Genomic DNA, 22,483 nt, shown 5'->3' with positions numbered 1-22,483 from the left:
CCTGCAGGGTAGTGTAAAATAGAATATTATGGGTAATGTTTAATCTAGTGAAATATAATGATTATGGAGTAAAGGATTATATAATTGTGAAGACTATTTGAATAAGAATTTTTATTAATGAGAAATAATTTCTTTAATTAATAACATCTTCTTACTTAATAGGGGTATTTATGAAACATAACTAACCTAAAGGTGAATTATAATAATAATTGTCAAGCATATTTCAAAAGTTCTTTTAATATTCTAGCTCTTTTGAAAGACACTAGATTTTAAAATATAGGGAGTAAGAAAATGGTAAATACAAAACAATCAAATACAGATGGTAATCATACGACTCAAAAAGAGCCATCTTCCAATAGTAATGTATTAAATAGCAAACCAATACAAGATACTTCATCCACAAATGATAATGCTCGTCCAGATTTAAACTCACCACCGACCAATGACAATCATGTACCTGATATGAATGAAGGGGGAGAAGATTTGGCAGCTGTAAGTGCAGGAACCTTGGGAGGAGCGGCTATAGGTGCTGCATTCGGTGTTGTTGGGGGGCCTCCAGGTGCTGTTGTTGGAGGGATTATTGGTGGTGTAGTAGGGGGAATAGCAGGTAATGATATAGCTCAAACAAATAATCAAAAAGATGATAGTAATTCTTGGCAAGAAGAAGATAATTATTGGCGAGAAAACTATAAAAAAATGCCATATTATACTGAAGACAAGAATCTAGAATATGATCGTGATTATCGGGTGGCTTATCGTTTAGGTTATGAAAATCGTGTAGATAATAATGCAGAAATTAATTTTTCCGAGGTTGAATCTAAATTGAAAACTAAATGGGAACAAGTTAAAGGCAGTTCACGTTTACAGTGGGAGGAAGCTAAATTTGCTGTAGAAGATGGATTGAAAAAAATTCATCCTTAATTCATTTAATACTTAGAAGTCTCCTCAATGGGGGGAGACTTGCGATAATATACTTTTAAGCTAATTTTTAATTTCAATATCAATAAAAACTTAATGATGGGTTTAATCATAAAATATTAATTATATTTTCATTATTCTTTCTTCTTTAGGCATTTAAGTATTTGAACAATTAAGCGGGCACTCTTCATTTTTCTGCCTTCTTCTTGATAGTACTGTTCAAAAAGGGCATAGAAGGAGATATGGATTTTTTCAGACTCAGGATTAGCCTGTTAAGATTGTAATTCTAATAATTTTTTAGCGGCCCATTGTTCACACTCACTCGCAGTATCTCGAGTAGCTGTATAACGTTTGCCTAAATAACGGACAGTGATGCGCCACGTGTCTCCGCGCTTAACCGGCTTGCATAATAACACTCCAAATTTCATGGTACTGCAATGGAAATATAAAGCGTTTTTTAATGCGAATTTTGATTGTTTTGAGTAGTCAAAGCCAACCAATAGATAATAAAAAACCACCTAATTCTTTCGAATTAAGTGGTTTTTGAATTTTGGAGCGGGAAACGAGACTCGAACTCGCGACCCCAACCTTGGCAAGGTTATAATAAATATTAAATAACAATAGGTTATATTTTAATGGTGCCGAAATGGTGTCGAATAATTTTTTACAATTATTATATGTGAAAAAAGGAAGCCCTTTATAAGAGACTTCCTTTTTTCTAGAATTTAATGTTTTTGACAACTAGATTGATTAATTTTTTGGATAATTAATTTTGAGTATACTCCTGCTTGTGTATCGGCCATATTTCTTGAATCCTTAGTTTGTCTATAATCTTCAAGAGTTACGCAATGATGATTAGCATTTGTCTTTAAGTTTTTATTTGATTGATATATTTTTTCCATTTTTATTACCTCTATTTAAAATAATTTTCGAAGAAGTGTGTATTCAGTTCACCAGGGAAATAGTGCTTTCTTTTCACCCACACTAATCCATCACCTTTGGATATAACTGCTACATCGACTGGTCCTCCTACGGTCTCCATACTGGAAAAAGCCATTTTTCTTCTGAATGCGGTCATATTGACTAATGCCTCAGCCATTCCAGCAAGTTCATCTTTCGGTAAAGCTGTTATCATATCTAACATAGGTGAAAGAAGATTACTAGTCATATAACGTTCAATTTCTTGTTTTAAAGAATCAGCACATGCTTTGGATAAAACTTTGATATCAATAGGATTTTTAAATTCAAGTAAAGGGTCGGCCAAAGTTTGCTGTATTGTTTTTTCAGTAAAATCCATAGCATATTTATATAATTCAGGATGAATCCCATCTAGAAAAGATCTCACAACATCTTCTTGAGCATATGGAATAATATCAGATCTCATGTAACGTGAGTTTTCATTAATTATTGTTTTATCTTCTCTAATTCTGTATAAAAGTTGATTATTAAATACACCGTAAATTTCATAAGTAATAACAGAAGGGAAAATATCTAGTTCTCCAAATCCAGCAATCACTATCCCTGAGGAATTTATAGGAGAACAATTAAAAATTGATAATTGAGCCACACGTGCTAAAGAATCTCTAATTGAAGGTTTAGAGGAAGTAAAAGGAAATATCATTTCAATTAAAGGGGCAGAAATAGTATTGATTCTGTCAATTACTGCTTGGTCAATTTCGCCTTGAAAAATTTGAATATTATCTTGTAATACCCCTAAATATTCTAAAATAATAGATTCCGTATGCGTATTAATTACTGAATCATCAATTGAAGCTCCTTTAGTTTGTAGCTCCGTTAATTCACGTCTTATTTGCTCAATAATATAATTATAAATATCTCTAATTCTGGATTCAGCCCAATGATTCTGTTGTTCATCACTATATAAGTGAAGTTGTGAATTTAAATAATCAATAAAACCTTCACCATAATTTTTTAAATTATTTAATTGAGAAGTATTGTTTTTTCTATAAAGCTTAATCAAAGTTTCCCAAGGAATTGTGAGTAAGTTTGCTGAACCATAAATCATAATACCTACTGGCTCAGTTCTAGATAGTGAAAATAATTTAATAGCACTATTAATAATTTTTTGGTTGCCAATAGTTACGGCACTATCGGCTGCCATAGCAACCCCATGTTGATTTATAATTACGATTTCTGCGGTCATGAAATTTAGATCCTGAAATTATATATACAAAAGTATATTTTTTGAATGAGTTTATTAATTGTAAACCTTTGCTTATTAAGCGAATTCTATACAATAATAACTTAAATTGTAAATATAATTAATATTTAAAACTATAAATACATTTTTTATTCCTTCATTTATTTTTAAAGGAAATGAAGACAAGTATATACATGAAACTTAATTCTTCCGTCTCGACTGCCTCTGCTGTCTTTGCCTATTTAAATTTTCAAGGATAGGAATAACTTCATTTGAATCGTAAAGATGCTTGCCATCAGTCCCTTTATTGAATGGACGAAGCTCATCAATAATCAATTTACGAGACAGGTTATAGCGATCAATTAACCATGCTGCAGTAACTGAAATGACGTAGCTAAATAATTAAAACCTCTGGTACGAATAAAAGTTGTTTCATGTCATAATTAAAAACCTAATGATTCAAATAGTTAGAAATGTGAAAGGTATTATATAAATGAAGAAATTAATGCTTACATTGTTAGTGTTATTTTGTGGGGTTGCTCACGCAGAATGTAAAACTGGCAATGTTTATTCTGATATTGAATGCTTTGAAAAACAGTTAAAAACTGATAAAGCTAAAATGAATAAGATATACAATAAATTAGCTTCAAACTTGGATAGTGAAGGGAAAGCCAGTTTGGAAAATTCCCAAAAGGCTTGGCTTGATTATCGTACAAAGCAATGTTCTGGTTTGATGGGGTATTATGGATCTCAAGCAATGGGAGCAGGTTCACATTTAATTATTTTAAGTTGTGAAGCTGATAAAACTAAAGAACGTCTTAATGAGCTTAAAAGTTTAGATCTTTAAAATAGGTTTTAAAAATTACGGTGTTTTAAATATTTAATTTTAAACCTGCCTTTTAGCGGGTTTTTTAATACTTAAAGTATAGGTTAGTTGAATAGTCTAATTAATCAAAGCAAATAACTACCAGACAATAAAAAAACCACCTAATCCTTTCGAATTAAGTGGTTTTTAAATCTTGGAGCGGGAAACGAGACTCGAACTCGCGACCCCAACCTTGGCAAGGTTATGCTCTACCAACTGAGCTATTCCCGCAATGTGAGCACATTATAGAGTGTTTCATTAAAGTGTCAACACTCTTGTGATCTAATTGAGCGTTTAATCAGCACGACGCCAAACTGTACCTTGACGAGTGTCTTCAAGAACTACGCCTTGGTCGAGTAAAGATTGACGAATAGCATCTGCTTTCGCAAAGTCTTTAGCTTTTTTCGCATCAACACGTTGTTGAATAAAATCTTCAATTTCAGCATCAGACAAAGCAAGCGCTTCTTGTCCAATATCTGATTTTAAGAAATCATCTACATTGTGTTGTACCAAACCTAAAATATTGGTGAGGTGACGTAATGTCGAATAAAGCACAGTCGCATGGTCAGCTTGCTCTTCTTTTACAGCACGGTTTAACTCTTTGTTGAGTTCAAACAATACCGCCATTGCTTCAGCAGTGTTGAAGTCATCACACATTGCATTGTTAAAGCGTTCAATAAAACTTTGATCAAGCGTTTCAGTTGTCGTTTGACCATACACTTGTTGATAAGCTTTAAATGAATGATAGAAACGAGTTAAAGAAGTTTTTGCTTCTTTAAGCGCTACATCAGAGAAATTCACAGGACTACGATAATGTGAAGACACAATAAAGTAGCGGATCACTTCAGGATGGAACTTCTCCATCACGTCACGAATCGTAAAGAAGTTGCCTAAAGACTTAGACATCTTTTCGCCATCAACGTTAATAAAGCCAACATGCATCCAGTAGTTTACATATTGTTCACCAGTTGAGGCCTCACTTTGCGCGATTTCATTTTCATGGTGAGGGAACATTAAATCTGAACCGCCACCATGAATGTCAAAGTGATTGCCTAAGCAGCAAGTCGACATTGCAGAACATTCAATGTGCCAACCTGGACGACCATTACCCCAAGGGGATGCCCAAGACGGTTCATTTTCTTTTGCATGTTTCCAAAGCACAAAGTCAAAAGGATGTTTCTTTTCAACTTCTACATCAACACGCTCACTTGCGCCAGCTTGCATATCATCAAGCTTACGGCCAGAGAGGCGACCATACTTTTCAAATTTGGTGACTTCAAAATAAACATCACCGTTTGAAGCAGGGTAAGCAGAACCGTTATTAACCAGATTACCAATCATATTTTGCATCTGATCAATATATTCAGTCGCTTTAGGTGCTTCATCAGGAGCTAAACAGCCTAAATTTGCTGCATCTTCATTCATAGCGTCGATGAAACGAGTGGTGAGTTGTTGAATCATTTCACCATTTTCATTCGCGCGTTTGATGATTTTGTCGTCAATGTCGGTAATGTTGCGAATGTAGCGAACTTTCCAGCCTTGACTACGCAAGAAACGGATAATGTAGTCAAATGCAACCATAACTCGAGCATGCCCGATATGACAGTAGTCGTAAACGGTCATACCGCAGACGTACATATCGATGTGACCTTCTTTGCGAGGTACAAATTCAACTTTTTTTCGTTGCTCAGAGTTATATAAAACAAACGGTTGCATAAGGGTTTTCAAACACTCAACAAAAATAGTGTTACATCATAACTGATGCATCATTTTTAAAAAAGTTTTATGCATTAATTTTATAAGCTTGTGAAATCTTATACATTTAAAAACGTGTAACTGATTGAGTTATGCTAGAATGCCCCCAAATCTTTTGATTAAAATCACCGATCTCAATTGAGAGATCAGATCAATTATTTTGAGTCAAACTCGTATGCCTAATCCTACAGATTTCCAAAGCAGTGCATTAGCTACATTGCGTATTGAGCAACAAGCCATAGATGTATTAGCAACACAAATTGATGACCGTTTTAACCGTGCTTGCGAAGTACTGTTGCAGTGTAAAGGTCGTGTTGTGATTACAGGTATGGGTAAATCTGGGCATATTGGTCGAAAAATGGCGGCAACATTTGCCTCTACGGGTACGCCATCTTTCTTTATGCATCCTGGTGAAGCAGGCCATGGCGATTTAGGCATGCTAGTTCGCGGTGATGTACTTATTGCAATTTCCAACTCAGGAAAAAGCGATGAAATCATGATGCTGATGCCGCTGATTAAACATCTTGGCGTACCGATGATTACCATTAGCCGTGATGATAAAGGCCCAATGCCGCAAAATGCTGATATCGCTTTAACCTTAGGTGAGTCAGATGAGGCTTGTCCTTTAGGCTTGGCACCAACTTCAAGTACGACAGCGACTTTGGTTCTAGGCGATGCTTTAGCGGTAGCCTTACTTGAAGCACGTGGTTTTACTGCTGATGACTTTGCGCGTTCGCATCCGGCAGGTGCATTAGGTAAGCGTTTACTTCTACATGTAAAACATTTAATGCATACAGGTGAAGAGTTACCAAAAGTTTCACCTGAGACTCCAATGAATCAAGTGCTTTATGAGATTTCAAATAAGCGTTTAGGTTTAACGACAATTGTTGATGAACAAGACCACTTGCTGGGTATTTTTACAGATGGGGACTTACGTCGTCTCATCGATAAACAGCAAGGGTTTGATGTGAATTTAACTGTGTCTGAAGTAATGACAAAAAAACCGTCAACTATTTCTCAAGAAGCACGTGCTGTAGAAGCGTTACAACAACTTAACCAGAAAAAAATCAGTCAGTTTGTGGTGGTCGACGACCAAAATAAGGTGATTGGTGTAATTAGTATGCATGATCTTATTCAGGCAGGGGTGAATTAATCCATGGCATCGTATGCATTGTTAGAACAAGCACGTCATTTGCAGGCATTGGTTCTGGATGTTGATGGTATTTTAAGTGATGGCTTTGTGACGTTAACCAACACGGGCGATGAAATTAAATCATTCGATATTCGTGATGGTTTGGGTATGAAACTTGCGCAACAAGCGGGTATGAAAGTCATCATCATAACAGGCCGAAAAAGTAATATCGTCGATAAACGCATGTCTGACTTAGGTGTTGATTTAGTTTTTCAAGGTCGTGAAGATAAAGGCTCAGCACTTCGCGAAGCTTGTGCACAGTTTAATATTTTGCCTTCAGATTGCTTATATATGGGCGATGATTGGCCAGATCTTTCAGCCTTTGCGATTGCCGGAATGAGTGTTACGGTTCCAAATGGACATGAAGAAGTACGCCGCCGTGCGCACTTGGTGACCCAAGCCATGGGTGGTCGTGGAGCTGTTCGTGAAGTCTGTGATATGTTGCTGATCGCAAAAGGCATTTACCAAGAACTTCTTGAAAAATATCTTGCAGTACCGCATTAATAACAAGATTACTTAAAAAGGTAGGCTATTCCTGCTCATGGATACCAGAGTTTTATATATTGTTGCTGTAGTCGTTGCTGCTGTGAGTGGTGGTTACTACTACTATAGTGGCAAGGCAAAAAAACTGGACATTGGTTCGGCGAAGAATATGACTTATTCGGCGCAGGGCGTCCATTTGACTCAAACTGATGACAAAGGCAATTTGTATATTCGTGCTGAAGTTCGTCAGCTTGAGCAGGATATGCAACAAAAAACGTCAAAGTTGGATCAACTTAATGCCTCTATGTATAAATTAGGTAAAGTTGATGCAACATTCTTTGCTAAACAAGCTTATGGCTATGATGATAATCAAAAGGTTGTTTTATCGGGCGATGTGGTCGCGACCAAGATCGCACCTCAAGGAACAATTGAGTTCCAAACCGATGAATTAACTGGTTATCCAAAGACTCGAGATATTGAAACAAATCATCAAGTGATTGTTCAATCTCCGCAAGGCGAGTTTGTGAGTAAAGGATTAAAAGGCAATTTGAATAACGGTCAGTACGAATTTTTTAATATTCGAGGAAAGTATGCACCAAAGTCTTAATTTAAAACGTTCTTCAGCTTTCCTAAAACAAGCTGCGGTAATTACATTCGTTGCTTTATCATCTGCTTCGACTTTTGCTTTGCCGTCTGACCGTAATCAACAAATTTCATTGGTCGCAGACCGTGCAACTTATAATGATAAAACTGGTTTGACGACTTACACGGGTAATGTTGTGATTGAGCAAGGTACGATGAAGCTTCAAGCTGACTCAATTGTTGCGAATCTAAACTCGAAACGTGAAATTCAAGTGATTACCGCAAAAGGTCGTCCAGCTAAGTTCCAACAGCAAATCAATGCCAATAAAGGCGTTGCACGTGGTGAAGGGCAAACGATTGTCTATAATGCAGACACAGGCATTATTACTTTGTCTGGTGGCGCATATTTATATCAAGATGGTTCAAGTATTCGTGGTAACTCTCTGAAATATAGTATGAATAAAGGCGATGTTGAAGCTCAAGGTTCTACTTCAAACCGCGTACAAATTATTATTCCACCTTCAAGTTCGAAAAGTTTCCCAGGAGCGCGTGACTAATGCAGCAAGCTCTTCAACAACCGCAAACTTTGTGTATTAAACACTTAGCCAAAAACTATAGTAAGCGTTGGGTTGTCAAAGACGTCTCTTTTAGTATGCAAAGTGGACAGATTGTTGGTTTGCTTGGTCCTAACGGTGCCGGAAAAACGACCAGTTTCTATATGGTCGTTGGACTCGTGCGTATGGATAAGGGCGAGATTCATCTGGATGACTTGGATATGTCAGACCTAGCGATGCATGAACGCGCGCGTAAAGGTATTGGTTATTTACCTCAAGAAGCTTCTATCTTTAGAAAATTGACGATTGCTGAAAATATTATGTCGATCTTAGAGACGCGTAAAGATTTGAATAAGCAGCAACGTCAACAACGTCTTCATGAGTTGCTCAATGACTTTAAAATTAGCCATATTAAAGACTCATTAGGAATGAGTGTGTCGGGTGGTGAACGCCGCCGTGCGGAAATTGCGCGTGCTTTGGCAGCAGACCCTAAATTTATGCTCTTGGATGAACCGTTTGCTGGTGTCGACCCAATTTCAGTGGGCGATATTAAAGATATTATCCAGACTCTAAAAGACCGTGGCATTGGTGTACTCATTACCGATCACAACGTTCGTGAAACTTTAGCGATCTGTGAGCGTGCTTATATCGTAAGTGAAGGCTCAGTGATTGCTGAAGGCACACCACAAGAAATTTTAGACAACGAACAAGTACGTAAAGTCTATTTAGGTGATGATTTTACAGTTTAATTAAAGTCATTAATCTAATTGGTTAAAAAGAGGTCAAGGCCTCTTTTTTGTTTTTTGATGTTTTATAAATAAAAACAACTACATATACCACTCATTTAATAAAAAAATAATGTGTGATTTATTCGACCAATTATGCTGTTTTCGTTGAAAAACTATGTAGAATGGAGAGGCTTTTAAACGATAACAAACAAGATCAACAAGATAAGCATGATTGGATATAACCAAAGAAGAGTAGAAGGGAAATGTAGAAAGCAGGCTTTCCTGAAAGGGCTGATGCTTCTAAGTACACTACATGTACCTGTTGTGATATATGCTGCTAAACCAAGTGAGCAATACCACACCCTGAAAGAAAACTTGTCACAACTTTTTGTCCCTAAAAGTAGTGATGATTTCAAAGTTGCCAAGATGCACGAGCTTAGTAATTTCAAGCTAGATCGTTCTATTGTGCAGGAATTTCCAACTGTTCAACTTAATGATAAGTCGGCTTCATCTTTTTCCAACTTGCCATCTCGAACGATGACATTGCAAGATGCGGTAAAAATTGCCATTCAACGTAGTCCAGATATTTCACAATCTATTGCAACTTTAGCGGGTCAAAATTCAGGAGTTGACGTTGCTAAAGCCGGTTACTATCCCCAGCTAGCAGGCGGGATTTCAACTGGTGATTTAAGCAGTGGAGAACGTGGTAGGCAGCTACTTACTTTAAGTGCCACTCAAATGCTTTATGACTTTGGTAAAGTCAAATCAGGTGTTGATGTTGAGCAAGCTAAGGTTCAAGTTGAACAAGCCAATGTTTTGGTCAGTGTTGATACTCTAGCTTTGGATGTTGCACAAACTATTGTCAATATTCAGCGTTATCTTCAGCTTAATAAAATTGCTGAGCAGCAAATTGCCGGTATTCAACGCATTCAAGACATTGCTAACCTGCGTGCAAACGCTGGTGTCGCGAGTCAGGCAGACCCAATTCAGGCGCAGTCATACTTACAAGCAGCGCAGTCTACCTTGATTGCTCAGCAATCATTGTTACGCCAGTATCAACAGCATTTAAGAACGCTACTCGGTGCAGATGTTACTCGTACTGGATGGATTATTTCCGAAGATCTAGTCAAGCAATCTGATCTTTATGGTGAGCCTGAGTTCAATACTATTCCTAAAATGATCGCCGCGCAGGCAAGTGTTGAGGTTGCTAAAGCACAAAAAGAACAAACCCGTTTAACACGTTATCCGACCTTAGCCGTGAAAGGCTCAGTCAGTCAGGCGCTTAACGGTAAAAATCCAAATAATGACAAGGATGATGGTTTATATAGTTCAGTTATGCTTGAAGCAACAAGTCAGTTTTACCAAGGTGGTGCAACCGCTTCACAAGTAAAAATGGCAAGTTATGCAGAAGAAGCGGCTAAATCTAAAGTCAATTCTGTTTATTTAGATGTGTTAGATCAAATTAGAACAAGTCGTGAACAAATTGAAAATAAACAACGTCAAATGCAGGTTTTGGCGAGTCGCCAAGCAACGACGGTTCGTACACGTGAACTGTACCAAGAACAATATAAGCTCGGTACTCGCTCACTGGTCGATTTATTAAATGCTGAACAAGCCATTCATAGTGCAAACTCAGAACTCGAATCAGCACGTTATGACATTTATAACAGCATTGTTCAGTACATTGCAGCAACAGGACGTTCCCGCCAAGCCTATGGCTTAAATAATATTTCAATTCAGGGGTTCGAAGTACAACCATGATGACAAAAATAAATTACCAGCCTTGGTTACAGGCGGTCTTAACTATTGCCAAACACTATCGAATAGAACCGTCAGAAGAAAGAATTCGTTTACAACTTGATTGGAACCAAAACCAGAATCTAGATGATGTCTTACAGTTAATGACACGTCAGGTCGGTTTAAATCTTCGTAAGGCTCCATTTTCTTTAGACTTGTTAAACCCATGGCGTTTGCCAGTTATGGTGGAGTTTAATGATGGGCAAGTTGGTGTAATCGATAAAGCAGATACACAAGGCAATGTCAGTATCCAGTTCAGTGGAGATCAGGGCCTTTCTCAAAATTTATCATTAGACGTTTTAAAAACGACGCTGAAAAACGTCTATATTTTGCGTCCAGAAACGTCTATTCCAGATGCGCGTATTGATGAATATATCAAGCCGTACGAAGCAAACTGGTTCTGGTCCATCGTTTTAAGAGACTGGAAGCGTTATATCGATATTATGTTTGCCTCTTTAATTGCCAATATTTTGGCACTGGCAACCATTATTTTCTCGATGCAAGTCTATGACCGTGTTGTGCCATCTCAGTCGATTCCGACTTTATGGGTACTGGCAGGTGGTGTACTGATCGCGGCTCTGTTTGAGTTTACCTTGCGTGTTTCGAGGGTATATTTATCCGATATTATTGGTAAACGTGCTGACTTACGTGTCTCAGACCGTGTATTTGGCCATGCTTTGCGCATTAAAAATAAAGATCGCTCGAAATCTACAGGTAGTTTTATTTCCCAGATTCGTGAACTCGAAGGTGTTCGTGAACTGGTGACTTCGACCACTATTAGTGCAATTGCAGATTTTCCATTCTTTTTCTTGTTCCTGATCATCTTTGCGATTATTGGTGGAAAAATATTCTGGGTCATGCTGCTTGTTGTACCTCTTATGATCTTACCGGGTATTCTGGTGCAAAAGAAATTGGCCCAGCTTGCTCAAGAAGGGATGAGAGAATCTTCAATCCGTAACGCAATTCTTGTAGAAGCGGTGCAGGGTATTGAAGACATCAAGCTATTACGCGCTGAATCACGCTTCCAAAACCAGTGGAACCACATGAATGAAGTTTCAGCCGACATTGGTATGAAGCAGCGTAAAATTGTGGGTACCTTAATGGCTTGGACCCAAATGGTTCAGGGTTTAACTTACGCTATTGTGGTGTTAGTTGGCTGTTTTGCGGTAATGGAAGGGGAAATGACCACGGGCGCGCTCGTTGCGTGTTCAATTCTTTCGTCACGTATGTTGGCACCAATTGCCCAAATTACAGGGGTTTTAGGTCGTTTACAGCAAGCAAAAGTTGCGAAACAAAGTCTCGATGAGCTCATGCAACGTCCAATTGATCAGGCTGATCGTGCTCATTTAGTTCATAAAGCTGTTTTAAACGGTAATTACGAATTAAAAAATGTGATGTTCCAATATGGTGATGACGACCCAAAACCAAGTCTTGCAATTCGTCATTTGCAAATTCGTGCTGGTGAAAAAATTGCAGTTTTAGGCCGTAATGGTGCTGGAAAGTCAACCTTGCTTCAGCTTTTATCTGGCATGCAATCTCCAACCCAAGGTGCTGTGCATTTAGATGGTTTAGATCTTTCTTTAATTGACCCATCTGATGTACGTCGTGATATGGGGCTACTAAACCAAAATGCCCATTTATTCTACGGAACAATCCGTGAAAACCTGACCTTAGGTGCACCGCTTGCAACCGATGAAGATATTCTTCGTGCTTTAGTGGTGACTGGTGCATTACCTTTCATTCAAGAGAAGAAAGAAGGGCTAGATCACTTAATTTTAGAAGGTGGTGTCGGTTTCTCTGGTGGTCAAAAACAAGCTTTATTACTTGCACGTTTATTAATTCGTCAACCGAATATTCTATTGCTCGATGAACCAACAGCAGCCATTGATGATGTTGCCGAGAAGCAACTGATTGATCATCTTAAAGGATGGTTGGCGCATCGTACATTGATTGTGGCAACACACCGCCGCGCTGTTTTAGAACTGGTCGACCGTATTATTGTCGTGAATGAGGGCAAGATCGTGATGGATGGGCCAAGAGATCAAGTACTTAATCAATCAACAGCCCAACAAAAACAAGTAAGCCAAGGGGGATAATTCATGAGCGAACAACAACAAGAACTCACGCGTTCAATGAATGTATCTTATAGTGAACCACCATTACCACGTGCCAGTTTAGTGATTTGGATTGTAGGTATTGGGCTCGTTAGTTTGTTTATTTGGGCATGGTTTTTCCAGTTAGAAGAAGTATCTACAGGTACGGGTAAAGTTATTCCATCGTCTAAAGAACAGGTCATCCAGTCTTTAGAGGGTGGGATTTTAACTAAGCTGAATGTACAAGAAGGTGACATTGTTCAAAAAGGCGAAATCCTTGCTCAATTGGACCCAACCCGTTTTGCGTCAAATGTAGGTGAGTCGAGATCTTTATTGATTGCAGCTCAGGCAACCGCAGCGCGTTTACGTGCAGAAGTAAATGGTACGCCGTTAGTTTTTCCTGAAATTGTCGCGAAAGATCCAAAGCTCGTGCATGAAGAAACAGCATTATATGAATCTCGTAGAGCTGATTTACAGCAAACACTTTCAGGTTTAAAGCAAGCATTAGAGCTGGTTCAACAAGAACTCGCCATGACTGAACCTTTGGTTGCTAAAGGCGCTGCCAGTGAAGTTGAGGTCTTACGCTTACGTCGTGAAGCAAATGATTTACGCAATAAAATGAACGATGCACGTAACCAATACTACGTGAAGGCTCGTGAAGAGTTATCTAAAGCAAATACTGATAGCCAAACTCAACAACAAGTCGTGATGGGGCGTAATGATAGTTTAGAGCGTGCTGTATTTAGAGCACCTGTGCGCGGCGTTGTAAAAGAAATTACAGTGACAACCCATGGTGGTGTCGTTCCGCAAAATGGTAAGTTAATGACGATTGTTCCAATTGATGAACAGTTACTCATTGAAGCACGTATTTTGCCACGTGACATTGCGTTCATTCGTCCTGGTCAAGAAGCTTTAGTGAAGATTACAGCTTATGACTATTCAATTTATGGCGGTTTAAAAGGTAAAGTTACCGTTATTTCTCCAGACACGATTCGTGATGAAGTTAAACAAGATCAATTCTACTATCGCGTTTATATCCGAACTGATACAGACAAGCTCTACAATAAACAAGGTAAAGCTTTTGGTATTACACCGGGTATGGTGGCAACGGTAGATATTCGTACTGGTGAGAAAACTGTACTCGATTACTTGCTTAAACCGTTTAATAAAGCGAAAGAAGCATTACGAGAAAGATAATAGAAGAGGCCCCGAAATTCGGGGCTTTTTTTATAGGTTTGCTTCTACTAAATTCACGCTATAATTTGATTTTTATTATGCTTTATTTAATTTATGGCTTTTACGATTGCAGCACCGGTTACATTTGAAGAAGAAATTAAAAAAAGTAGATTTCAGGCGATTGCTGCGCCAGTAGAAAATGAACAGCAAGTGAAAGAATTTTTAGAGCTCAATAAAGATATATCGACCACCCATCAATGTTGGGCTTGGAAAATTGGACATAACGTTCGCTTTAATGATGATGGTGAGCCATCTGGTACAGCAGGACGTCCAATCTTGGCTACGATTGAAGGTAATGACTTAACGAATATCATCGTTATGGTGAACCGCTGGTATGGCGGTATAAAACTGGGAACAGGTGGTTTAGTACGGGCTTATGGCGGTTGTGCTGGGCAATCATTATTATTAGCTGAGCGAATTGAACTCATTGCAAAGAAAACCATCCACTTTTCTTGTCATTTTAATGAATGGGCGATTTTTCAATATGAGCTTTCGCAGCAGCAAATAGAATATCAGGAAACTTATACCGCAACAGGTGTAGATATTGAAGCGAGACTGCAAGTCCACCAAATTGAACCACTTGCCTTGAAACTTCGTGATGTCACTCGTGGCCGTGAAGAATTAAAAGTTGAGGAGGAATTAACTGATGACTGACTCCTTACTTAAATACCGTGAGCAACATAAGCACCGTTTAAATTATATGCCATGGCTATATTGGACGCTAAAGCCTAAACATCGCGCTTGGGCAGAAGAATGGCAAAAAGAATATCAGGCTTATTTAATGGATATGGAAACAGTTGAGATTGGGGAGAACTGTTTTATTTCACCGTTAGCCCATATTTTTGCTGAGCCGGGTCGTAAAATTACGATTGGTGATAATTGCTTTGTTGCGGCCGACTGTAGTTTGCATGGACCGCTTGAGATTGGTGACGAAGTTGCAATTAACCATCATTGTATTTTAGAGGGGGGGCGAGCTGGTATCAAACTACATGATCAAGTGCGTATAGCTGCTTATTGTCATCTCTATGCATTTGATCATGGTATGCAACTAGACCGCCCACTTTACCAACAACCTGTTCGATCTCAGGGAATCGAAATTGAAAAAGATGTTTGGCTGGGGGCGCATGTTGGAATTAAAGACGGTATTAAAATTGGCAAACACGCCGTTATTGGTATGAATAGTATGGTCACAAAGGATGTCGAACCCTACCATATTGTGGGGGGAAACCCAGCAAAATTTATCCGTTTAAGAGAATAATACAGTCTTAAGAGTGTAATAAAATGTTTGATCTATAAACAAAAAAGCGGATTTTAATACATAAACCTTAACATACAGATTTTTATCTATGTTAAGTTAAAGCTAAGTTATAGAAAAATCTCCAAGGCAAATAGACCTGAAGAAGAGAGGCAAAAATGAACCGTGTGATTGCGTGTATTGACTCATCACCTTGTATTAATGCTATTGCAGATGCAGCGGCTTGGGTTGCGAAAGCGACTGGACGAGAGCTTGTGTTATTACAAATTCTAGATTATTACCCAGCAAGTTATCACTTAGGTGAAATTAGCGGTGTAATCGGCTTTGAAAGCAATGCAATGTTGCTTAAAGAGTTAGCTGAATTAGAGCAAAAACAAAGTGAACTCGCTTTAGATTACAGCAATAATTTACTCAGACATATCTCTGACTTAATTAAAGAAAAACACGGTATCACCTGCTCAAAAATTCAGGAAAAAGGGGATTTTCTAGAGCAAAGTTTTAATCTCTTACATGAAAACGATATTGTTATTTTGGGCAGGGTAGGCGAAAGAGCTGCCGAAAAACATAAACCTATTGGTAGTAATGTCGAGAACTTTATTCGTGGCGCGAATTGCACAGTTTTGACCATTGGCGAAAACTTCAAAGTACCGACTCGTTTTATATTCGCCTATGAATATTCTCCTACGTGTCAAAAAATGATGCGCCGTATTGCACAAAGTGATCTCTTACGGACTTTACAGTGCCATTTAGTATATGTGGGCGACCATCCTGAAATATTGAATGAGCCAGAGCATTACCTGAAAGAAGCAGGCCTAGATGTAGTGACTGTTTACCGATATGGTGATGTAGCCCAAAATATTCTTGAATACCAACAAGAGCACGGCATTCAAATTATTGTGCTCGGTGCATTTAGCCATAGCAAAATTCATCAGTTCTTCTTGGGAAGTATTGCAACGACCATCTTCCGGAACGCGACTGTACCTTTACTTGTGGCTAAATGATGAGATCAGCATATAGTTATCCGCAAATCTTGTGGATAACTATATGGAAAAGCAAGGGTAATAAAAGTAATTGTTTGATTATAAATAATAAAATAAAAAAGATGATTTTTTGATCATTATTTCACAATTGCAATCGCGAAGCCGTCATGACCTTTTGAGCCAACCGTTTGTAAAGCTGTGCAAGACAGAATTTGCGGGTGGTTTTCTAAGGCTTTAAAGGTTTCACGGATACCTTCAATACTTGGTTTTTTGTTTTCAGGATTCAAAATATCACCAGCACGAATGACATTGTCTAGCACAATAATCGTGCCTGATTTTGAGAACTTAAGGCTGAGTTCTAGATATTCCGGATAGCCCTGTTTATCGGCATCAATGAAAATAAAATCAAAAGGTTCAATTGACTGTGGGTCAATTGCAGAAAGTATATCTGCAGCGCGGCCTGCTTTTAGCTCAACTTTTACAGGAAGATTGGCATGGTCGATATTTTTTTGAGCCATTTCTGCGTGAGTATCACGGCCTTCAATGGTAAGTAAATAGCCATCTTCAGGGAGTGCACGTCCTAACCAAATCGTACTGTAAGCAGCAAAGGTTCCAATTTCTAAGACACGCTTGCACTTATTCATCTGAATGAGCATTTGCAAGAACATCCCTTGGTTTGGGGCAACTGCAAGATGATTTGAAAAGCCGTGATCGTCGGTATTTTTTAATGCAAAGTCGAGTCGGGGATCTTCGGGAATTAAATGTGAGTCGATATATTCGTCAATGTCTGTCCACAACTGCTGCATAGTCAAATTTACCTGTATGTTGATAGGCGTATTTTAAACGTTTATGACTAGAGTGCAAAAATCTTCGGATTAAGAAATTTTGGTTGATTAGGGAATGAACAAATTAGCGGTTAATTTAAGAGTGTTTCTTTATGAGAACATTTTAAAGAGAGGAATAAAAAATCCCCTTATACTTGAATGCATAAAGGGATTTTAATTTTAGAAATTACACATTGAAGTATTGCGGGTTAAGTCAGGTCCCCAAGTACGATAGCCTTGAGTATCAATATGGATTTGTCCTGAACTATATAAACCAATACCTAAGTTTAAACTTTGACCATGTTGGGCCCAGAACTGACACAATTTAAACTTGGTGTTTTCAATAAACGCATAGTCTTGTGGCTGTGGAACTTCTGGTCCAATACGGAAATCGATGGCAGAGTTAAACAAATGTTTAGAAGAACTTGCACCACCAGCACATTGGTTTAAAGGTAAGTCACGATAAACCGAAGTCACTTCAAAGTCGGTTAAAACTTTGGCAGCAATTAAATATTTAAAGACACGTAAGGTTGATAAAGAATTATTCCAAAGTTCGCGGTTTGGTACAGCATATTCTGAACTGCCACATTTTTGCCAATCACGAGCTGATCTTAATAATTCAAAACTTGGTACGATGCCTGCTACGTCATGACGTGCTAGAAATTTTTCATACTCGCGGACGCGTTCATAATGATCGCCAGCATTTAACCAAGAGCGATAGGAAGCAGGCTCAACTTTAGGCGGAATAGGACGTTCGATAATAACGCGTTCTTGAGGAATAAAGATGCGTTTACCACTTGGAGAGGTTTTGCCTGTTGTTGTGTGTTGGGGAGAGCTGGCACAACCCACCATAATCGCAGGGATTATGCATAGGGGCAGCAGACTCTGCAAAAACTTCCGCATAAGAAAAATCAAAAGCTTAATAAATATTGCGCCTATTTTAATGCAAAACAGTGCACAAATTACGAGGAATTTGCAATGAAATGTTTGAATAGGGTATAAAAAAGATCAGCGGTTGCTGATCTTTTTTGAAATTATTTTTCTAGATACTGTAGCTTATCTGGTTTGCCGTTCCATTCTTCACGGTCAGCAGGTTGGTCACCAATTTGAGTAATGTTAGGCCATTTTTGAGAAAGTTCAGCATTTAATTCAATAAATACTTCTTGACCTTCCGGTAACTCATCTTCAGAGAAAATTGCATTTGCAGGGCATTCTGGTTCACACAATGCGCAGTCAATACATTCATCCGGATTAATCACTAGGAAATTCGGACCTTCGTAAAAACAGTCTACAGGACAAACTTCTACGCAATCTTGGTATTTACATTTAATACAATTTTCAGTGACAACAAAGGTCATGGCGACAGCTACCTAAAAAATATGGTTTCATTTCGAATAGCTTATTTTAGGCAAAAAAGGGGTAAACAAACAATTGCTTTTATTGATATTGTTTATTTATACATATGAAGATAAGTTAAAACTTTGATATTTAAAACAATGTTCTGGGCTTAAGATCAGCCAAATTGTAAAATTAAAATAATAATATGTTTTTAAAAACAACAACTTGAATAAATTTTTTCTGATGACTTTAAATGTCATTTGGATCAAGGTATCTATTTGATTAGATACCTTAAATACAACTTTCACCTTTGAAATTTCTTTTACGGCACATTGATAACTAAAAAATTGCTAAATAATGAACCTTAAAGCATACAAAGCAAATGAATGTCCTCTGGTTCTAACTCCCATAATTGCCGATCTGGGTGTTTTAATACTGTCGCACCATGCTTCATATAAAAGTCGACTGTACGTTTACTTGGCGTAGCTGAAATATAAAGTTGAAGAGCGCCTAGTTGCTTGGCCGATTCTTTTGCCGCTTGCATGAGCTTTGCACCAATACCTTGACCTTGTTGATCGGCATCGACATAAAAATATTGCAGTAATTTTGCATCGGGATAATCAGCAATGTGTTGATTCGATACGACACTAATGCCCACGAGCTGTTCAGTCGCATTAAAAGCACCTACAAATGAAGCACCTTGTTCATAGAGTTCTTTTAATTTTGGTGGATCATTTTCTAAATGATATGCATCCCAATGCTTAACATCATAAAAACAATCTGTTAATTCGAGTTGATCTTGTTTTTGTATGTAGAGTTGGGTAATCAGTTCACGTCGGCTAATTTGTTGCCAAATTAAATCGATCTCTGTGTATTGTAGTGGCCTTAAGAAAATAGAAATTTTATTCTCCTTCAAGTAAGAGCAAACATGCCCATAGACATGTTTGCTCAATCAATAATTATGATTTAAGCGCAGCTTTTAGCTCATAAAGTTGTTCAAGTGCTTGGCGAGGCGTCAAGTTATCGACTTCAATTTGCTTAAGTAAGTCTAGGGCAGGTGACGATACTTCGATTTCAATCACTTTCTCTATGACTTGAGTATTTGATTTCGCGTCCGAATCTAAAGTTGCAAACAAGTCATCTTGAACACTAGTTTGTAAGTGTTGCTGTTGTTGCTTCTCTAAAATGCGTAAACGTTTTTGAGCTTCTTTAATGACATTGGCAGGAATACCAGCTAATTTCGCAACTTGTAAACCGTGACTTTGACTTGCAGGTCCTTGTTGAACTTTATGCAATAAAATCAGGTTGCCGTTAAGTTCTTGTGCAGTCACATGATAGTTATCAATACCTGCTTCACTACCTAACTCAGTCAATTCGAAATAGTGTGTGGCAAATAGACATAGACATTTAACACGTTTAGTTAAATCAACGACACAAGCCCATGCTAAAGAAAGTCCATCGTAGGTACTGGTACCACGGCCAACTTCATCCATTAACACCAAAGACTGATTGGTTGCATGGTGCAAGATTTGTGAAGTTTCAGTCATCTCAACCATAAATGTTGATTTACCTGTCGACAAATCATCGGCTGAACCAATACGCGTAAAAATACGGTCAATCGGGCCGAGTTTGGCAGCTCGTGCAGGAACATAACTACCGCAGTAAGCCAGTAAACTGATTAATGCAGTTTGACGCATAAAGGTAGATTTACCGCCCATGTTTGGACCAGTAATAATAGCCATACGGTGCTGCACATCAAGGAACGTATCATTTGGTGTAAATGGTGCTTTACTTAATGCTTCAACTACAGGGTGACGGCCACCTTGAATTTTAATACCAGTTTCTGGGGTAAATTCAGGACGAGCCCAATTGTTTAAACGTGCTTGATGAGCAAAGTTTGCAATTACATCAATGTGTGCAATTGCTGAGCTCATCATTTGTAGGTGAGCAATATTTTCACGAAGGTTTTCAAGTAAAGCTTCAAATAATGCTTTTTCACGCGCTAATGCACGAGATTCACTTGATAAAACTTTATCTTCAAAGCTTTTTAGCTCAGGCGTAATGTAACGCTCTGCATTTTTTAATGTTTGACGGCGAATATAGTCGGCAGGGGCTTGCTCAGCTTGAGCACGCGTAAGCTCAATGTAGTAGCCGCTCACACGGTTATAGCCGATTTTTAAGGTATTAATGCCCGTACGTTCACGCTCTTTTATTTCTAAATCAATGAGGAATTGGCCTGCATGATCACGAATTTGGCGCAATTCATCGAGTTCAGCATCATAACCCTCTGCAATTACATTGCCATCACGAAGTAATACAGGCGGATTTTCGACAATGGCTGCCATTAAATGTTGGTGCAACGATTTAAAGTCACCTAATTCCTGATCAAGTTGTCCTAGCAATTTAGACTTTTTTGATTGAATAACAGGGGCTAAAGCATTTCTTAAAAATGGAATTTGCGCGCAAGCATGACGAAGCTGAACCAAATCGCGTGGTCGCGCACTACCCAAAGCAACACGGCTAAGCACACGTTCAATATCGCCAATTTCTTTAAGAACTAAACGAACAGGAGTTTCATGGTAGCCTTGAATGAGTTGTTCAATTGCATCTAAGCGGGCATCGAGCAACGCCGTATCACGAACAGGTTGCATGAGTGTACGGCTGAGTAAACGGCCACCCATTGCAGTTTGGCAGTCGTTCACCAGTTGGAATAATGATGTGCCATGTTCAAACAACGGTTCAATAATTTCTAAATTACGGCGCGTGATTGGGTCGAGCGCAATAAAGTCTGTGCTTTGTTCCAAAAGAATAGAACGAATATGCGGTAACGCCGTTTTCTGAGTTTCTTTGGCATAGTGAATAAGTGCTGCAGCAGCAGCTTTAGCTAAAGGTAATGGATCGAGTCCGAAACCAGAAAGTGTTGATACAGAGAACTGATCACATAAGGTTTTTTGTGCGTTATTTAAGTTGAAGTCTACATTTGGGCGCTTAGTTACAGGGCAATCTAAATGCTTTTTAATTTGTTCGATAATGTTCGGATCAACCAGATCTTCATCAATCAAAATTTCACTTGGCATGAGGCGTGCCAGTTCAATTGGAAGTTGTTCAGGTTTGTAGTCTTGTTGTTGAACTTTAAAAATACCCGCGCTTAAGTCGAGTAACGCAAAACCAATTTGATTTTGATGGATGCATAGCGCAACAAGGTTAGAGGATTGATAGCTTGTGAGTAGTGCGTCGTCGGTTAATGTACCAGGGGTCAGAATACGAACAACTTTACGCTCAACAGGGCCTTTACCAGTGACTTCACCGACTTGTTCGCAAATGGCTACAGTGCGGCCTGCTTTTACCAAACGTGCTAAATAACCTTCGGCTGAATGGTAAGGAACACCCGCCATTGGAATTGGGTTACCGTTTGCTTTACCACGATGGGTTAGGGTAATTCCTAAAAGTTTGGCTGCTAAATGAGCGTCTTCAAAGAAAAGTTCATAAAAGTCGCCCATACGATAAAACAGCAACGCATGTTGATAATCTTTTTTGACCTTGAGATATTGCTGCATCATTGGAGTGTGGTTAGAGAGATCGGCCATGATTTCAGCGCTATTCATGCGTAATAAACCCTTAAAAAATCAATAATATTTTACGTTTGGTCATCTAGCCAATTCTACCAACTTCTGTGTGAATTGGACTTAATCTAAGAAAAAAGTATACCTTTTCGTGTACTT

Annotated in this window: 22 protein-coding genes, 1 tRNA gene and 1 pseudogene; 13 read left to right on the top strand and 11 right to left on the bottom strand. The window is 38.4% G+C overall.

Annotated features, from left to right (window positions below):
* Window positions 1-291 precede the first annotated feature (291 nt).
* A complete protein-coding gene (locus tag ACH8JV_RS14855) occupies window positions 292-921 on the top strand; it encodes a hypothetical protein (protein ID WP_396464298.1) in 630 nt (209 codons plus the stop codon).
* A gap of 269 nt (window positions 922-1,190) precedes the next feature.
* On the opposite strand, the gene ACH8JV_RS14850 is transcribed toward ACH8JV_RS14855, so the two are convergent.
* From ACH8JV_RS14850 to ACH8JV_RS14835, 4 genes and pseudogenes are all read right to left on the bottom strand, one after another.
* Complete coding sequence (locus tag ACH8JV_RS14850) at window positions 1,191-1,346, bottom strand: integrase (RefSeq protein ID WP_396522118.1); 156 nt, start codon at window positions 1,344-1,346, stop codon at window positions 1,191-1,193.
* A gap of 297 nt (window positions 1,347-1,643) precedes the next feature.
* The gene (locus ACH8JV_RS14845) at window positions 1,644-1,820 is read right to left on the bottom strand and encodes a hypothetical protein (RefSeq protein WP_396522116.1); all 177 of its coding nucleotides are present in this window, start codon (window positions 1,818-1,820) and stop codon (window positions 1,644-1,646) included.
* A gap of 11 nt (window positions 1,821-1,831) precedes the next feature.
* Complete coding sequence (locus tag ACH8JV_RS14840) at window positions 1,832-3,082, bottom strand: hypothetical protein (protein WP_396522114.1); 1,251 nt, start codon at window positions 3,080-3,082, stop codon at window positions 1,832-1,834.
* Between the two features lie 198 nt (window positions 3,083-3,280).
* A pseudogene (locus ACH8JV_RS14835) lies at window positions 3,281-3,460 on the bottom strand (hypothetical protein); the annotation flags it as partial.
* A 112-nt stretch (window positions 3,461-3,572) separates the two neighbouring features.
* Between ACH8JV_RS14835 and ACH8JV_RS14830 the strand changes: the two are divergent.
* Window positions 3,573-3,926 (top strand): lysozyme inhibitor LprI family protein, encoded by a 354-nt coding sequence (locus ACH8JV_RS14830; RefSeq protein WP_000735767.1) that lies wholly within the window; start codon window positions 3,573-3,575, stop codon window positions 3,924-3,926.
* A 173-nt stretch (window positions 3,927-4,099) separates the two neighbouring features.
* Here ACH8JV_RS14830 and ACH8JV_RS14825 read toward each other — a convergent pair.
* A tRNA-Gly gene (locus ACH8JV_RS14825) sits at window positions 4,100-4,175 on the bottom strand.
* A gap of 63 nt (window positions 4,176-4,238) precedes the next feature.
* Complete coding sequence (gene cysS / locus ACH8JV_RS14820; protein ID WP_396522112.1) at window positions 4,239-5,660, bottom strand: cysteine--tRNA ligase; 1,422 nt, start codon at window positions 5,658-5,660, stop codon at window positions 4,239-4,241.
* A 214-nt stretch (window positions 5,661-5,874) separates the two neighbouring features.
* Between cysS and ACH8JV_RS14815 the strand changes: the two genes are divergently transcribed.
* From ACH8JV_RS14815 to ACH8JV_RS14765, 11 genes are all read left to right on the top strand, one after another.
* The gene (locus tag ACH8JV_RS14815) at window positions 5,875-6,852 is read left to right on the top strand and encodes an SIS domain-containing protein (RefSeq protein WP_396522110.1); all 978 of its coding nucleotides are present in this window, start codon (window positions 5,875-5,877) and stop codon (window positions 6,850-6,852) included.
* 3 nt (window positions 6,853-6,855) lie between these two features.
* A complete protein-coding gene (locus ACH8JV_RS14810) occupies window positions 6,856-7,395 on the top strand; it encodes an HAD family hydrolase (protein WP_004709751.1) in 540 nt (179 codons plus the stop codon).
* A gap of 37 nt (window positions 7,396-7,432) precedes the next feature.
* Entirely contained in the window at window positions 7,433-7,981 is a 549-nt protein-coding gene (gene lptC, locus ACH8JV_RS14805; RefSeq protein WP_263613331.1) for an LPS export ABC transporter periplasmic protein LptC, read from the top strand.
* On the top strand, window positions 7,965-8,513 hold the full coding sequence (gene lptA / locus ACH8JV_RS14800; RefSeq protein ID WP_343569285.1) for a lipopolysaccharide transport periplasmic protein LptA: 549 nt from the start codon (window positions 7,965-7,967) through the stop codon (window positions 8,511-8,513). Before lptC ends, lptA begins: the two co-directional genes overlap by 17 nt.
* Entirely contained in the window at window positions 8,513-9,259 is a 747-nt protein-coding gene (gene lptB, locus ACH8JV_RS14795) for an LPS export ABC transporter ATP-binding protein (protein WP_002051056.1), read from the top strand. Before lptA ends, lptB begins: the two co-directional genes overlap by 1 nt.
* A gap of 273 nt (window positions 9,260-9,532) precedes the next feature.
* The gene (locus tag ACH8JV_RS14790) at window positions 9,533-10,999 is read left to right on the top strand and encodes a TolC family protein (protein WP_263613333.1); all 1,467 of its coding nucleotides are present in this window, start codon (window positions 9,533-9,535) and stop codon (window positions 10,997-10,999) included.
* Window positions 10,996-13,131 (top strand): type I secretion system permease/ATPase, encoded by a 2,136-nt coding sequence (locus tag ACH8JV_RS14785; RefSeq protein WP_263613334.1) that lies wholly within the window; start codon window positions 10,996-10,998, stop codon window positions 13,129-13,131. Before ACH8JV_RS14790 ends, ACH8JV_RS14785 begins: the two co-directional genes overlap by 4 nt.
* Window positions 13,132-13,134: 3 nt before the next feature.
* The gene (locus ACH8JV_RS14780) at window positions 13,135-14,325 is read left to right on the top strand and encodes an HlyD family efflux transporter periplasmic adaptor subunit (RefSeq protein ID WP_263613335.1); all 1,191 of its coding nucleotides are present in this window, start codon (window positions 13,135-13,137) and stop codon (window positions 14,323-14,325) included.
* 93 nt (window positions 14,326-14,418) lie between these two features.
* Window positions 14,419-15,018 (top strand): YigZ family protein, encoded by a 600-nt coding sequence (locus tag ACH8JV_RS14775; RefSeq protein WP_263613336.1) that lies wholly within the window; start codon window positions 14,419-14,421, stop codon window positions 15,016-15,018.
* Window positions 15,011-15,622 (top strand): DapH/DapD/GlmU-related protein, encoded by a 612-nt coding sequence (locus tag ACH8JV_RS14770; RefSeq protein WP_396522108.1) that lies wholly within the window; start codon window positions 15,011-15,013, stop codon window positions 15,620-15,622. The genes ACH8JV_RS14775 and ACH8JV_RS14770 overlap by 8 nt, the downstream gene beginning before the upstream one ends.
* A gap of 155 nt (window positions 15,623-15,777) precedes the next feature.
* On the top strand, window positions 15,778-16,620 hold the full coding sequence (locus tag ACH8JV_RS14765; RefSeq protein WP_263613338.1) for a universal stress protein: 843 nt from the start codon (window positions 15,778-15,780) through the stop codon (window positions 16,618-16,620).
* Window positions 16,621-16,736: 116 nt separating this feature from the next.
* Here ACH8JV_RS14765 and ACH8JV_RS14760 read toward each other — a convergent pair whose 3' ends face one another.
* The 5 genes from ACH8JV_RS14760 to mutS all read right to left on the bottom strand — a co-directional run bounded on the left by ACH8JV_RS14760 (window position 16,737) and on the right by mutS (window position 22,366).
* On the bottom strand, window positions 16,737-17,405 hold the full coding sequence (locus ACH8JV_RS14760; RefSeq protein ID WP_396522106.1) for an O-methyltransferase: 669 nt from the start codon (window positions 17,403-17,405) through the stop codon (window positions 16,737-16,739).
* A gap of 198 nt (window positions 17,406-17,603) precedes the next feature.
* Window positions 17,604-18,326: a D-Ala-D-Ala carboxypeptidase family metallohydrolase gene (locus ACH8JV_RS14755; RefSeq protein WP_263613339.1), complete on the bottom strand. Its 723-nt coding sequence runs from the start codon at window positions 18,324-18,326 to the stop codon at window positions 17,604-17,606.
* 131 nt (window positions 18,327-18,457) lie between these two features.
* The gene (gene fdxA, locus ACH8JV_RS14750; protein WP_002051033.1) at window positions 18,458-18,781 is read right to left on the bottom strand and encodes a ferredoxin FdxA; all 324 of its coding nucleotides are present in this window, start codon (window positions 18,779-18,781) and stop codon (window positions 18,458-18,460) included.
* 344 nt (window positions 18,782-19,125) lie between these two features.
* On the bottom strand, window positions 19,126-19,656 hold the full coding sequence (locus ACH8JV_RS14745) for a GNAT family N-acetyltransferase (protein WP_396522129.1): 531 nt from the start codon (window positions 19,654-19,656) through the stop codon (window positions 19,126-19,128).
* Window positions 19,657-19,720: 64 nt separating this feature from the next.
* Complete coding sequence (gene mutS / locus ACH8JV_RS14740; RefSeq protein ID WP_311071797.1) at window positions 19,721-22,366, bottom strand: DNA mismatch repair protein MutS; 2,646 nt, start codon at window positions 22,364-22,366, stop codon at window positions 19,721-19,723.
* Window positions 22,367-22,483: the final 117 nt, after the last annotated feature.

Source organism: Acinetobacter sp. ABJ_C5_2 (assembly GCF_044538485.1).
GTDB lineage: Bacteria > Pseudomonadota > Gammaproteobacteria > Pseudomonadales > Moraxellaceae > Acinetobacter > Acinetobacter nosocomialis_A.
Note: the sequence above shows the minus strand (reverse complement) of the source record. Positions and strands in the feature narration are given on the sequence as shown.